General features: G+C 40.6%; 14 protein-coding genes. 6 read left to right on the forward strand and 8 right to left on the reverse strand.

Going from position 1 to position 13,795, the window contains the following annotated elements; genetic code table 11:
• From AC3LHT_RS02635 to AC3LHT_RS02655, 5 genes are all read left to right on the forward strand, one after another.
• On the forward strand, nucleotides 1-1,628 hold a 1,628-nt coding region (locus AC3LHT_RS02635; RefSeq protein WP_488661887.1), incomplete at its 5' end, for an amylo-alpha-1,6-glucosidase.
• A gap of 17 nt (nucleotides 1,629-1,645) precedes the next feature.
• Nucleotides 1,646-2,857 carry an ABC transporter substrate-binding protein gene (locus AC3LHT_RS02640; RefSeq protein ID WP_290646813.1) on the forward strand — a complete coding sequence of 404 codons (1,212 nt, stop codon included), beginning with the start codon at nucleotides 1,646-1,648 and terminating at the stop codon, nucleotides 2,855-2,857.
• Nucleotides 2,858-2,909: 52 nt separating this feature from the next.
• Nucleotides 2,910-4,076 carry a carbohydrate ABC transporter permease gene (locus tag AC3LHT_RS02645; protein WP_290646815.1) on the forward strand — a complete coding sequence of 389 codons (1,167 nt, stop codon included), beginning with the start codon at nucleotides 2,910-2,912 and terminating at the stop codon, nucleotides 4,074-4,076.
• A gap of 14 nt (nucleotides 4,077-4,090) precedes the next feature.
• Nucleotides 4,091-4,978, forward strand: a complete 888-nt coding sequence (locus AC3LHT_RS02650) for a carbohydrate ABC transporter permease (RefSeq protein WP_290646817.1) — start codon at nucleotides 4,091-4,093, stop codon at nucleotides 4,976-4,978.
• Between the two features lie 4 nt (nucleotides 4,979-4,982).
• Entirely contained in the window at nucleotides 4,983-6,572 is a 1,590-nt protein-coding gene (locus AC3LHT_RS02655) for a glucosidase family protein (protein WP_488661888.1), read from the forward strand.
• Here the strand turns inward: AC3LHT_RS02655 and AC3LHT_RS02660 are convergent.
• The 7 genes from AC3LHT_RS02660 to AC3LHT_RS02690 form a co-directional block, all read right to left on the reverse strand.
• A complete protein-coding gene (locus AC3LHT_RS02660; protein ID WP_290646821.1) occupies nucleotides 6,569-7,015 on the reverse strand; it encodes a MarR family winged helix-turn-helix transcriptional regulator in 447 nt (148 codons plus the stop codon). The genes AC3LHT_RS02655 and AC3LHT_RS02660 overlap by 4 nt on opposite strands.
• 152 nt (nucleotides 7,016-7,167) lie before the next feature.
• A complete protein-coding gene (locus AC3LHT_RS02665) occupies nucleotides 7,168-8,124 on the reverse strand; it encodes a potassium channel beta subunit family protein (protein WP_488661889.1) in 957 nt (318 codons plus the stop codon).
• A 24-nt stretch (nucleotides 8,125-8,148) separates the two neighbouring features.
• On the reverse strand, nucleotides 8,149-8,508 hold the full coding sequence (locus AC3LHT_RS02670) for a hypothetical protein (RefSeq protein ID WP_290646824.1): 360 nt from the start codon (nucleotides 8,506-8,508) through the stop codon (nucleotides 8,149-8,151).
• 16 nt (nucleotides 8,509-8,524) lie between these two features.
• On the reverse strand, nucleotides 8,525-9,223 hold the full coding sequence (locus tag AC3LHT_RS02675) for an RsmE family RNA methyltransferase (RefSeq protein ID WP_290666677.1): 699 nt from the start codon (nucleotides 9,221-9,223) through the stop codon (nucleotides 8,525-8,527).
• A complete protein-coding gene (gene serS, locus AC3LHT_RS02680; protein ID WP_488661890.1) occupies nucleotides 9,224-10,498 on the reverse strand; it encodes a serine--tRNA ligase in 1,275 nt (424 codons plus the stop codon).
• Nucleotides 10,495-11,163 carry a hypothetical protein gene (locus tag AC3LHT_RS02685; protein ID WP_290646830.1) on the reverse strand — a complete coding sequence of 223 codons (669 nt, stop codon included), beginning with the start codon at nucleotides 11,161-11,163 and terminating at the stop codon, nucleotides 10,495-10,497. Before AC3LHT_RS02685 ends, serS begins: the two co-directional genes overlap by 4 nt.
• Nucleotides 11,164-11,176: 13 nt before the next feature.
• A complete protein-coding gene (locus AC3LHT_RS02690; RefSeq protein WP_290646832.1) occupies nucleotides 11,177-11,623 on the reverse strand; it encodes a MarR family winged helix-turn-helix transcriptional regulator in 447 nt (148 codons plus the stop codon).
• A gap of 101 nt (nucleotides 11,624-11,724) precedes the next feature.
• Here AC3LHT_RS02690 and AC3LHT_RS02695 point away from each other — a divergent pair, with 101 nt between their 5' ends.
• The gene (locus AC3LHT_RS02695) at nucleotides 11,725-12,654 is read left to right on the forward strand and encodes a hypothetical protein (protein ID WP_488661891.1); all 930 of its coding nucleotides are present in this window, start codon (nucleotides 11,725-11,727) and stop codon (nucleotides 12,652-12,654) included.
• On the opposite strand, the gene AC3LHT_RS02700 is transcribed toward AC3LHT_RS02695, so the two are convergent.
• Nucleotides 12,651-13,795: sensor domain-containing diguanylate cyclase (locus tag AC3LHT_RS02700; RefSeq protein WP_488661892.1), on the reverse strand; the 1,145-nt coding region annotated here is incomplete at its 5' end. The genes AC3LHT_RS02695 and AC3LHT_RS02700 overlap by 4 nt on opposite strands.

Here is a 13,795-nt window from a genome sequence, read left to right on the forward strand (position 1 = left end):
TGCTTCGTTCTTCGCCTCTTTCAAGTCATTTTGATGTGTTCCTTGAAGAGACAATATCACTTTCAGGAAACCGACTTCTGATAAAGCTCAGGTTAAACAATTATTCCGGTGGAAGTGTAGATATAAACTTGAATTATGTGCTAAAGTGCAGTTATGAGGATATTTTCGTAGTCAGGGAGCAGAACGATTCTTATTTTGGCCTCTCTGAAGAAAAAGCGGATTCTGAAATGCATAGTGATAAAGGACTTGAACATGAAGATGCCACAGCTTTTTACAATATTGAGAAAGTGCTTCCCTCCGGGTATTACGCTTTAGGGCCGGGAGAATCGATAGAATTAAGTGGTTATTTGCATTTTCATAAAGTGTTGAAAAGTGAAAGCTTGCTCAAAAAAATGCTTGAAGATAGACCGGTAAAGTTCTCTGGAAAGTCCATTGACAACCTGCCTACCACAATTAAAGAATCTATCGGGGATTTGAAGATGCTTATGATACCCACCAGATATGGTGATTTTCCCGCTGCCGGGCTTCCCTGGTACGCCACAATTTTTGGCAGAGATAGTTTGATATTTGCTCTACAAACGTTAAATGATCTTCCTGAAATTGCGAAAACGGTTCTCAAGGTTCTTGGGGTTTTTCAAGCAAACGAAGTGGATGACTTCAGAGATAGCACCCCGGGAAAGATCATCCATGAAGCGAGACTCAATTATCTTTCGCTCAACAACCAGATTCCCTTTGGAAGCTACTACGGTACTATTGACGCTACTCTTCTTTACATTATCCTCGCAGGTGAATACTTAAAATCGACAGATGACTTTGAAACAGTCAAGAAATTGCTTTCAAATATCGAAGCAGCAGAAAGATGGATTTACGAATACGGAGATGCCGATGGCGATGGCTATGTTGAGTATTTGCCAGTTTCTGAACGCGGATTACAAACACAAGGCTGGAAAGATTCTGGTGACTCAGTGAGTTTTAAAAGTGGAGAGCTCGCTCGTCCCCCTGTTGCTTTTGTTGAAGTACAGGGATATTTATATCAGGCGTACCACTCACTTGTTTACATCTATGAACGTCTTGGAAAGAGGGAAAGAATACCTATCATTCTCGAAAAGGCAAAAACGCTGAGACACAACTTCAACAGAGACTTTTGGTTGGAAGACGAAGAATATTTTGCCCTTGCTCTGGATGGAAACAAGCGAAAGGTAGATTCCATAAGTTCTAACCCCGGTCAATGCCTTTTCACCAGTATTGTTGACGATGACAAGGTTGACCCGGTGGTGAAAAGACTGCTTTCTCCTGAACTTTTCAGCGGTTGGGGAGTTAGAACACTTTCCAGCTATATGAAGAGGTACAATCCATTTTCATATCACAATGGAAGTGTCTGGCCTCATGACAATTCAATAATAATAATGGGACTGCTAAAGCACGGCTACACCCTGGAAGCAAAAAAAATTTCCTCAGCATTACTTGAAGCAATGAAAAAGTTTGATGACAGAAGACTTCCCGAGCTTTTCAGCGGGCTTTCCAAAGAAGAAGCAAATGGGGATATTGTTGAATACCCCGCGAGTTGTTCCCCTCAGCTCTGGTCTATTGGTACGCTTTTTACCATAAATCGAGCTTTAAACTTTTAAAAAAGGGAGGGTTAGTTATGAAAAAGCTTTTGGTTCTACTGGTAATATTTGCGTTTTCTGTTAGTGCGCTCGCCGTTATAAACATCAAGATCAGTGGTTGGCCTGGAAACCCCATTGAAGAAGGCGTTATCAAATCCATAGTAGAAAAATTCAATGAGACACATAGTGACATTCAAGTAGAGTGGACCCCTATTCCAGGGGATTTCAGGCAAATGATCATCACTCAGTTCTCTGCAGGCACTGCTCCAGACATATTCTACGTAGATACCTTCTGGTTTGAAGAAATGGCAAGGCAAAACATGCTTCTTCCTCTGGATCTGTACATAAAAAGGGATAATTTTGACATCGATGATTTCTACCCGTCTCTTGTACAGGCGTTTTCTTATAAAGGGAGAATCTATGGTATTCCAAAGGACTTTTCTACACTTGCGCTCTACTATAACAAGGAAATCTTTGACAAATATGGCGTGGAATATCCCACAAGCGAAGATACTTGGTTCGATTTCCTTGACAAAGCACTCCAGCTAAAGAGAAAGGGCTTTGAAACTCCTCTGGTGCTTGCACCTGATTTCAACCGTTTGATTCCCTTTGTGATAGCTGCCAACGGTGAGCTTGTCAAAGGTGATCTCAACACGGGATTGACAGAACCTAATTCCAGATTTGCCATTCAGTTCTATCTTGATTTGGTAAACAAATATAAAGTGGCGCAGGAACCTGCGAACCTTGGAGCGGGTTGGATTGGTGAAGCTTTCGGCAAGGAAGCAGTGGCTATGGCTATGACAGGTCCATGGACCCTTGGTTACCTTAGGGGACAATACCCAGACGTGGTGGATAAAACCGGTATTGTTGAGATGCCTCATCTAATCAACCATGCAACTATGGTTTACACAGTTTCCTGGTCCATTAACCGGAACACAAGAAATAGAGATGCTGCCTGGGAAGTAGTCAAATTTTTAACAAAGGAAGGTCAAAAGATGTTTGTCAAAGGGGCCGGGGTTCTCGCTTCAAGAAAATCTATAGCTGCTACTGATACCGATCCCATGAAAGAAGCGTTCTACGCTGGAGCAGCATATGCTATTCCGTGGAGAGTTCCTACACCAAGCGGAATTTTTAGCAAAGCTAACGATCAGATCAATAGCAAACTTAAAGATCTCTTCTACGATAAAATAAGCCTTGAACAAGCCTTAAATGAGATTCAAACCAACTACATGAGCTGGGTCTCTGAATAATGATCTTTGCGGGTCGCAGGATTCTGCGGCCCGTTTTCCTGAGGTGATAGGTGTGAAACTTAGTTCAAAAGCCAGAGAAGCTATTGCAGGTTATATCTTTGCGGCACCTATAATTATTTCAATATTGCTTTTTACGATTTACCCTGTTTTTGCAGGGCTTTATTACAGCTTCACAAATTACCAGCCAACAGAAGCCCAGAAATTCAAAATGCGCTTTATTCCGGAAGAAGCCATGATGTTCCATACCGCCGTTTTTCCAGATGAAGAGGATGTCTCTTATGAAGAAATTGCCAATTTTTTTAATCCAGTGGACTTTGTTCTCTATGATGTTGGAGTGAATTTGAATGATAAACAAATTGAAGCTATAAGGAAGTATCTCGACTCAGAAAGACTCATAAAGGATTTTCTTGCTGGTAAGTTGAAAGAAGAGATGACAGTTTCGAAATTTATGGAAAAATACATGAAGGCTGAAAGTAATTTATTTAAGCGATATATCCCAGACTTTTTAGGTCTCAGCAATTTTAAGAAGATGATTAAAGACCAGTATTTCTGGATTTCCTTGAAAAATGCTTTCGTTTATTCAGTTATCGTTGTTCCAGTTCAAACTCTTCTAGCTATATTACTTGCAGTAGCGGCCAATATGAAGATAAGAGGGCGTGGCTTTTTTAAAGCTGTTTTTTTTATTCCTTCCATTTCTTCTTCTGCGGCTATATCCATGATATTCTGGCTAATATATTCAAAGCCCGGGGTTCTAAACAGATTGCTGGGATACTTTGGCATGCAACCCATTGATTGGCTTAATAACCCTAATACAGCACTTGGAGCGATTATGGTGTTAAACATCTGGACAACCGCAGGGTATTTTATGGTTACCTTTCTAGCTGGCTTACAGGGAATACCTGGAACGATTTATGAAGCTGCTGAAATAGATGGTGCAAAATTCTGGAGAAGGTTCTGGAAGATCACCTTTCCACTCCTACGGCCCCAAATCCTTTTTGTTTCAATTATGGGGATAATAGGCTGTATGCAAGTATTTGACCAGATTTATTTTCTCATAAAAAACATGCGAAATATCACTATTTCCTATTACATTTACAAAAATGCATTTGAGTACCACAATATGGGATACGCCTCGGCAATAGCCATGGTCTTATTCCTTATCATATTGCTCATTACAACATTACAAAGAAAGTTCATAAAAGAAGAAGCGTATTTCTAAGAAGGGTGAATTGCATGAATAAAAAGTGGAAAATAGGCCTGACAATTTCATATGTGATTCTTATAGCCTATGCAGCTGTTTCCCTTTTCCCGTTCATCTGGTCCGGGTTAGTATCTATAACCCCAATGAAATATAAAGATGAACAGGGAATAGAACGCGGTGTGGACATCATGAAATGGCCACCTGATATCAATATCTTTCAATGGCCGCCAAAAGTTTTCAGCGCACCCGCGACAATAGGAAACTACCTCCAAATTTTTCAAATTACCCCTTATGCCCGCTGGATTTTAAATACGATCTTGTACGCGGTCATGGTTACTCTGGGGCACTTGATCTTCGACATGCTAGGGGGCTATGCCTTTGCAAGGTTGAATTTTCCACTAAAAAACTTTTGGTTTACCATGTTTCTCGCGACGTTGATGGTTCCGGGGCATGTTACCATGATCCCAAACTACAATTTGATGGTGAAATTCGGTTTTGTAAACACCTATTATGGTCTTTTTTTACCAAAGCTTACGGGAGTTTTCGGACTTTTTCTCATGAGGCAATTCTTTATGGGTATTCCCCGGGAGTTAGAAGAAGCCGCTAAAATAGATGGGGCATCTATATTCAAAACCTATACAAAGATTGTTCTGCCTATTTCCAAACCAGCCATAGCCGCATTGGCAATATACACCTTTGTAGGCACATGGAACGACTTTCTGTGGCCGCTTCTAATGACTTCTGACAAAAATATGTACACACTGACTGTGGGACTAGACTTTTACAGAACGAGTTATTATACTTTTTGGCAGTATATGATGGCTGCTTCAATTCTCATGACCATACCTATGATAATTATCTTCTTGAGTTTTCAGAAATATTTTGTGGAAAGCAGTGTGTCTACTGGTTTGAAGGGATGATACAATGAACTTTCTTTTTTATGAGAGTGGCAGAAGGACATATTACACTGGACGTGCTAACGGGAAGAATGAGAATATCGGTTGGCATGTAAAAGGTAAAATGGGTGGTCTCTGGATTGATAATACACGTTTAATTTCTTCAATTACTCTCCTAAAAGGGAGCGAAGTACTTGTTTCAGACAAGTTCGTGAACAACATTTATCATAAATCTCTCATATTTGGCGAAACTCAGCTCGAATTCGCAGCTCATCCAAACGAACCTGCATTTTCTGTGCAGCTATCGAATTACCAACCAGAACATGTTCTCAAAATTTGCGTTGATCCCAGCGCAACCTGGCTTAAACATGAAAGTTTTAATCCGGTTCTCAAAATAAAAAGAAAGCGTACCGGCGCAGTAGTAACAATATCCCTGAATGCCAAAAGGAAATTTGTTCTTCATACAAACACTTCGCTAATAGGCATACGGGATCGGGAAATAATAATCACCCCGAGCTCAAATCCTTTAACTTGCGTTATTTGTGATCATGGCATTGGCTTTTCCTTTGATGAAATAGTCAATGCAAAAAATAGCTTTTATTCGAGATACCTGCCGCAATACAGGAAAGACATAACATTTTGGGTACAGCTTAACGCGCTGGATCTTTATTTCGCGAGAGAGTCAGGAGAAGGCTATGCGGCAGGATTGCCCGAATTTCCCTGGTGGTTTGGGATTGACAGTGTTTATACCGGCCTGGGCCTTTTACACACTCCTCAGATAGAGCTAGTAAAAGCATCGATTGAAAATCTGGCCAAGCATGGGAATGGTGTAGCCCCCCATGAAGTGACACTAACGGGCCATGTTTATGCCAAAGCCAGAACAAATGAAATCCCAGCCTTTGCTTATTTGGTTACCCGATATGTTTCTCTTACAGATGAACTTTATCTTATGGAACTTGTGGATAGAGCCTTCGAAAAGCTATTTAACATTTTGAACGATGACGGTTATCCTGTTGGCGAAGGGGTAGTCGAAGTTCCAGGAACGTCAAATTTTGCCATGCTTGATACGGCGAGTTGGTTTTACGCTTTAATGCTCGAACTCAATGATACCGGTTTAATAAATCATCTAAGATATAGTGCTCAGGCAAAAGTGTTGCTAGAAAAGTTACAAGGGAATTTTCCGAATATATGGAACAACGGGGAGCTTTTTTATGATGCTGTTTCTGGTGAAAAAAGGCTTTTTGAAGGGCATTTTATTCAGATTTATCCACTGACTTTTGGACTAGTTCCGAAAGAACTCGGGAAAAAGGTTATTAAAAGGATGAAAAAAGAGGGTTTTTTTACGGAAAAGGGTATGATCCATTCTCTGCCTTTGAATATTTTTGAAGCTGGGGAATATGGGCCAACTGATAAAAATTCAATAGTCTGGAGCCTTCCTACAATTCTTGCCTTGAAAGCTGCGAAAAATTATGAGGATGTGGAATTGGAAATTAAAATGCTGGAAGCACTTAACAGTGCCCTTAAAAGGGGAATGCCCGGGTCAATTCCCGAAATTTTGCCTGAAGGTGGCTGTATTGTTCAAGCATGGAATGCCTTTCTTGCAGACGTACTTCGCTAATTTTCCCTCACAAAAAGTTTTGTGAGTCTTCCAAATGCATCTTCGATGACTTCTATATCATCCTTTGGAACTCTGGCAAGGAAGTCAGCGACCATGTTACTGAAGTTATCCACAATGCTTTCGCAAAGTTTCTTTCCCTTCTTTGTTATGTGAACATAAACAACTCTTCTGTCCTCATTTGAACGTTCTCGTTCAAGGTACCCCTTCTTCTCCATATTATCTACAAGTATCGTTGTGTTTGCCCGTGTCATGTTGAAAGCATCTGCAAGCTCATGCATTTTTTTGGGTCCCTTGAAATGAACAAGCAACATAATAAAAAACTCAGCAGTTTTGAGTTCACCTATCTCTACTTGCTCGTAGAAATATTTAGTAAAAACCCTTGTCAGGTCAAAAAGCGTTTCAAAAATTTCTCTTGGGGTCATATTATTTTCTGGCTTTTTCATACTCATCTCCAGTTGCGGGGTTTTATTAGATAATACCATATTCCGGGCTCACTCTATTAAAAATTGGGTCTGGGTTATATTCTTACTAAACACTAATAACTAAACACCAGACCCGATTTTCAGTACCCTAAACCCGTTGCTTAGCTTTTCTGTCATTCAAGAATCTTCTTTATCTTTTCCATAATGTCTTCCGTAAGCTTTTCTTTTACCTCTATGGCTTTCAAGTTTTCTTTGAGTTGTTCTGAATTGCTAACTCCAAGAATTACGCTGCTAACTCTGGGGTTTTTCAAACACCAGGCAAGTGCGAGCTGGGACAGTTTCACGCTAAATTCTTTGGCTATTTTGCCAATTTCCCTGACTTTTCCAAGGGTTTCGTTGCTCAACAGCCCCCGCTCTTCAAGATTCTTTCTAAGCCACGGGAAGCGAGCCAATCTACTGTTTTCTGGTATGCCACTGTTATACTTACCGGTAAGAATACCTGAGGCAAGCGGACTGAATGTTGTTAATCCCATTCCATATTTTTCGTATATTGGTAAATATTCCTTTTCTACCCTTTCTCTGGATAACATGTTATATAGTGGCTGCTCAACAATGGGAGGCACACAATTAAGTTCTTTGCATGCTTTATGAGCCGCTTCAAGCTGGTCTGCGCTCCATTCAGAAGTCCCCCAGTACAGCGCTAATCCATTCCTAACTATATAATCCATCGCGAGGACTGTTTCTTCTATGGGGGTTTCTGGATCTGGTCTGTGGCAATATATAAGGTCTACATAGTCAAGCTGGAGCCTTCTCAAAGAATTCCATGTTCCTTCAAGAAGGTGCTTTCTTGAAAGCCCTCTATCATTTGGACCATTGCCACCCCAGAAGATCTTCGTGGAAACTACAATATCTGTCCTTCTGAATTCTTTGAGGACCTGTCCCATAATGAACTCTGCCATGCCACTGGCATAGGCTTCAGCTGTATCGAAGAAATTGATCCCCTGCTTGAAAGCTTCTTTCATTGCCTCTTTTGCGCTGTCAATGTCAAGTTGGTTTCCAAAAGTTAACCAGGAACCTAAAGAAAGCTCGCTAACTTTGAGTCCCCATTTTCCCACTTTACGATATTCCATACTACCCCTCCCAAGTATTAACTATCATTCATGCCTTCTATACATATCTGTTCTGTCAGAATCACGGATAATTTGCGTATGCCTATGCTTGGCTGTTAAAGCCATTTTTTTGATAATGTTGTCAAGATCGCTCTTTTCGAAAATGCCTGTTAATTTTTCTTCCAATGGCTTTTCAAATTTGAAGTTTTCTTCGCCTTCAGGATCAAAAATGATGTATTCAACAGCCTTGTTTGAAACTTCTACACCAGCCTTGATAAGCAATTTGTGGGTGTAGGTTATAAAAGTGTCTCCAACTTCAGCTGGTGTTTTTGCCTCGGAAAGTTTTTCTCGATATTCGTGTTCAATTTCTCTGAATTGTTTCATAAAGGAAGCTTGATTTTCCATGAATCTCACCCCTTTCTCAAAATCTCCCCATTTGAAGAGAAGCGAAGAAGGCAGAGACAATCACAGCTGTCTCAACCCTGAGAATTCTTTTCCCCAACGATACAGCGGAACTAAAGTGTTGAAATTTTTCCAACTCGTCCTTTGAAAAACCGCCTTCTGGTCCAACTAAGATTCTAACATTTCTACTTGTGGCAATTTTATCAGCAAAGCTTTGAAGAGATTTCCCGGAAAAATCCAGAAGCAGGTTCGTTGAGCCACTTAACGCAATTTGATCCACTGAACCCATGATTTGAAGCTCTGGTAAATACGGATTTAAGCATTGCTTGGATGCTTCGCGCATTACTGAGTGGAATTTTTCAAGCTTGTCTTTTGAGACTTTAGCTATACTGTGCTTACTGTTGAATAATTCAATTCGATCAATTCCAAGCTCTACGGCCTTTTCCACAACCAAGCGTAATCGCGGCCACTTGGTAGCAGCCACCAGGATTGTCAATTTCTTCATATCACGACTTACATGTTCAACGCTCAAAAGCTTTCCAATTGTTTCCCTTTTGCTTAACTTTTCAAGCTGAAAACGATAGAAATTCCCTTTTCCATCGAGTCCGGTAAACAATTCTCCAATCCTGGCTCTCAACACCTTCAGGTGGTTCACCTCAGAAGGTGAAAGGTATACCCTATCTTTTTCGACAGAATCGATCCAGAATGCGTTGGGCACTCAAGCGATTACCTCCAAACCCATATAAGGAATTAGTACTTCAGGGACTTGTATCCTCCCATCTGGAAGCTGATAATTTTCAACAATGGCAACCAGTGTTCTACCAACTGCTAAACCGGAGCCATTAAGGGTATGTACGAATTTCAGTTTGTTGTCTCTATCTCTAAAGCGTATGTTACCCCTTCTAGCCTGGAAATCCTCAACATTGCTACATGAAGAAATTTCTCTGTATGTATTGTAAGAAGGGAGCCATACTTCGAGGTCATAGGTTTTGGCGGCAGCGAACCCCAAATCCCCTGAGCATAATGATACCACCCGGTATGGTAGTTTTAGCCTTTTCAGCACTTCCTCCGCATTTGCGGTTAATGTTTCAAGTGTATCGTAGGAGCTCTCTGGATGGGTAAACCAGACAAGTTCTACTTTATCAAACTGATGTACTCTTATCATGCCCTTTACATCTCGGCCATAGCTACCTGCTTCCCGTCTATAACAGGGAGTGTAAGCTGTATACTTCCTCGGCAAACTGTTAAATTCGAGGATTTCGTCTCTATGTTGTCCCACCAAAGGGACTTCAGCGGTGGGAATTAGGAACAGATCATCTGGCTCTGTTTTGTAGGCTTCCTCTTCGAATTTTGGAAGCTGGCCAGTTGATAGCATTGTTTCACGTTTAACCAGATGAGGAAGCGAAACTTCCTGATAGCCATGCTCGGTAGTGTGAAGGTCTAACATGAAGTTTATTAAGGCTCTCTCGAGCTTTGCGAGCTGGCTTCTCAAAACCACAAACCTCGAACCACTTAATTTGGCCGCTCTATCGAAATCCATCTGCTCGCTCTGAACGCCAAGTTCCCAATGAGGTTTGGGTTCAAAATCAAAACTTCGAGGCTCTCCCCATTTCCTTACTACTACGTTGTCATTTTCATCGGACCCAATTGGAACGCTAGAGTGCGGTATATTGGGGATATAAAGAAGTTTTGCTCTAAGAAGTTCATCGAGTTCACCGGCTTTTTGATTGAGCTCTTTGACCTCCTGGGATATTTTCTTAGCTTTATCTTTGAGCGCCTGGGCTTCGTTCTTTTTCCCTTCTGACATCAGTTTTGCGATATTCGATGAGATCGCATTTCTTTCGGCTTTTTTCTTGTCAGCTGCTGCGATAACCTTACGCCTTTCTACATCAATCTTTAGTACCTCTTCAAGCAGGGTAGGGTCAACATTGCGATTTTTGAGGGCTTCTTCAATTACTTCTGGATTGTTTCTGACTATTTTTATATCTATCACTTTCCATCCTCCTCGAATGTCATTTCAAGCGAAACGTTTTCACCTTCAAAAGAATCATCGTTGGTGTTGTAATAAAGTTTAGTGGCATGGATTTTCCTTCTATTCTTGACATCGTCTACATATACCTCTCCTTCAAGCAATATTATTCCTGTGCTTTCACTGTACTCAAAATAAAGGGAATTTGCTGTGAGTTCATCTTTATATTGAATTTCAAGAGGTTTGAAATTTTTGTCATTTTTGGGGAGCGATTCGCCTTTGTACTCTTTTCTGTTCAAGTCAAAATCGAGTTTTTCGGCATTTTTTATCATGATTTTTCTTTCACCGGTATCACTGTTGAATACAGCGGTAACTCTATGCAAAAGTGTCCCACTGGATGTATCAAGATCATAAACCATGTTCATAGAAGTGGCATCACCGGAAGAAAAACTAACATGGGTCAAGCCAGAAGTTTCTATGTGATTCCAATTGCCATTTTTAGCTGTCATGGTGGCTGCTTCAGTGGTAAGCGATACATCGCCTTCCTTCTCGATATAAACATCTCCGGTGAGATATACGAGGTCCTTTTTCCCTGAGATTTTCTTTGCGCTGATTCTCACCGTTCCGGTAGCGGCAAAGATCGAAACAATGAATAACACTGTTAAAAAGACAGATAGCACTTTTTTCAAGGCAAATTCCCCCTTATCCGCTTTTCTTCATTGCATTTAAAAGCTCACCGAGCATTTTGAGGAGATCTTCTGGTTTATGGGACTTGAGTTCCAGAAGGATTTCGTATAAATAATTAACCCTTTGCTCAATCACCTTTTCTATGAGCTTAACGCCTTCTTGAGAAATGTCGATAATATAAGAGCGCTTGTCTTCATCAGAACGCTTCTTTTCTATGAACCCTCCCTCAATTAAGCGCTTGACAAGACCAGTGGTTGTACTCTTGGTAATTCCAAGCATCCTGCTCATATCACTCATGCGTTTACTTCCTGAAAAATACAAAATCTGAAGCACGTCAAATTGAGCGGGGGTTATCGGAAAATCTTTTAGAACCTTTCTTCCCTCCCGCTTGATTCTTATATATATCGCTCTAAGGGTTTCTTCAATTTTTGCTGCGCGCTCAAATTGTTCTTTTCGGCTCAAGCTATCCCTCCTATATCATGATTATATCATCGACACCGTGGTTCGAGAATCTTTAGCATCTCACAGTACAAATCATGTAGAATTGTTTTAGGGGTGGGTGAATGCGTTTAATGGCTTTTTTTATACTTTCTGCTTTTACGCTAATACTTTTTTTAATGACCCTTTTTTCATCGTTTGCAGATGAGCCTTTTCTGTTTCCAGTGTTATTGCTGTTAGTTATATTAACGGTGTTTTCGATGCAAAATGAGTTTAAGAAACAGCTTAAGGAGCAGAAAATTCATCATAGTGAATCAGTATCGCTGTTGATATTATTGGCAACGGTTGCTGGAGCTCTTATATCATATCTCCTGAATATCTACTTTGGGCTGGGTGCAGTAGTTGCCGCATCCTTAGTGGGGATAGTAGGGAGTTCTTTGGCTAAGAAATATTCCGTGCCCATTTATTGTGGCTCCTTCGTTGGTATGATATCCCCCAAGGTACTTCATGATTTTACGCACGTGCTCATGGCTTCTTTTATCGCTGGCATTTTGTTTATCCTATCACAGAAAGTTTACAAAGGAATTGGAGGAAAATTGGGGGCAATAGCCTTTTCAAGCTGGATACTACTCTCCTGGCTTTCAAAAGTCGAACTGGTTAAAGGAAACAAAATTTCCATGATGACTGGCTTGTATATCTTTATTTTCAGCGTTATCGGTGTGTTGCTTACACACATACTCTCTATAAGGTTAAAAAAGGATATCGTAGCTTCTTCAAGTGCTGTGAGTTTAATCGCTGGACTAGTATTTCCGGTTGTTTATCCAGACAGTGGTAGCACAATAGCTGCTGCCACAATGTGCGCTTCTTTTGTAGGCATGAGCTCTAAGAGAATAGTAAGGCATGAATTAGATGCGCTGTTAAGCGGGACAATAATGGGTATTCTTTTCCTCATGAGTGTCGAGCATTTCGGAGGTGCTGGTGGGAAATTAGGTACCATTGCCTTCGGTAGCGCTCTTTGCCTGAAAGGGATACACGACCTTAGGGGAAAAACCTAAAGTGGCTTGCTACTATTTGGCTTTGTACTCTTGCTTGAATGTTTAGTTTCATACATGCGATGGTCAGCGACTTTTATCAATTGTTCAAGTTCTGTTCCGTCATCTGGAAATGTTGCTATGCCTACGCTCCCCCCTACTGTGACAATTCCGTTCTTTAGCTTCATAACTTCACGTAAGTTGAATTCAATTCTCTTCTTGACGATTTTTGCCGCTTCAAAATCTGTTTCGGGTAAAACAAAGATGAATTCATCGCCACCTATTCTTGCTACTACATCGCTTTCCCTGAGAGTTTGGTGGAACCTTTCCGCAACTCTTAATAGCACTTCGTCTCCAACATCATGTCCCATGGTATCGTTGATAACCTTGAAAAAGTCAAGGTCTATGTAAAGGATGCTAAGCGGTGAGTGGTTGCGCTTTGCCAGGCTTAGATAGGCTGAGGCTTTTTCAAAAAATAATCTTCTATTTGGCAATCCTGTGAGGGGATCTCTTCCAGAAAGCCATTCCAATTGTTGTTTTTGTTTTCTGAGTTCTTCTTCAAGGTGCAGCCTTTCAAGCAATCCTGAAACCTGTTGGCTTAGTAATTTGGCCATCTCGACTGAGTCATTATCGAATGCCCCCGCAGATGAATGGCTATCTAAACCGAAAAAGCCTATTATCTTTCCATCGATTTCTATCGGGATGGAAAGCATAGACTTTATAGCGTTTGTTTTACCGAATTTATCCAGTATTTCATAGCGCTCCTTATCGAGTTCTCTATTGGAATTGAAGCTAGTTATTATCTGTATTTCAGAAGTTTCACGTTGTATTAGCTCTTCAGGTTTTAGATATATCTTTTTCAACATTTTCAGATCGTAATTCACTGCCGCGTAAAATCGGTACAATCCATCTTTGTCTTTAAGCAGAAGACTACCGGCTTCAGCACCCGGAACAATCTCAACGGATCTTTCAAGTAGTAATTGGTATGCGTTTTCAATATCAGTAGCTCTAAGCATTTCATTGGTAATTTCAAGTAGTGAACGATTAAAACTCACAAAATTTTCCAGCCTTCTTTTGTTTTTCGTTTCCTCTGTAATATCCCTTATTATTCCAAGTATCCTTTTGTCATCCATTTTTGTGAAACGAATTTCCAGATCCATTTTTC

The organism is Kosmotoga sp., assembly GCF_982836095.1.